This is a genomic window from Campylobacter sp. W0066.2, assembly GCF_024723515.1.
GTDB lineage: Bacteria > Campylobacterota > Campylobacteria > Campylobacterales > Campylobacteraceae > Campylobacter_D.
Genome location: NZ_JANQCV010000053.1, coordinates 1 through 357 on the forward strand (window position 1 = coordinate 1; position 357 = coordinate 357).

Consider the following 357-nt stretch of genomic DNA (forward strand, 5'->3'; position numbering starts at 1 on the left):
GATGGTAATGGTATAAATGTTAATGGTAATACAACTACCATAAACCAAATCACTAACAATGGTACTATTAGTGCAAGTAGTGGTGGTTGGAACGGTATAGACATTCAAAATGGATCTACTGTTAAAACTATTGTTAATAATGGTACTATATATAAAGGTGGTCAAGATGGCATACAAGTAAAGTCAGGTGCTACTTTAGAAAATTTAGTAAATAATGGATATATAAGTAGTGTTAATGCTACTATTCAAAATAGCAATGGCAGTGGTACTATAAAAACTTTGAATAATCAAAGTGGTGGTACTATTGGCGGTGTTAAAGTTGGTGGTAATGGATCTAAAATAGAAACTTTGAATAAT

The 357-nt window shown here is 31.1% G+C and carries 1 protein-coding gene; it reads left to right on the forward strand.

Translation table 11 applies throughout. From position 1 onward, the window contains the following. Window positions 1–357 (forward strand): hypothetical protein (locus tag CAMP18498_RS07950; protein WP_442867735.1); only part of this gene is annotated, 357 nt, incomplete at both ends.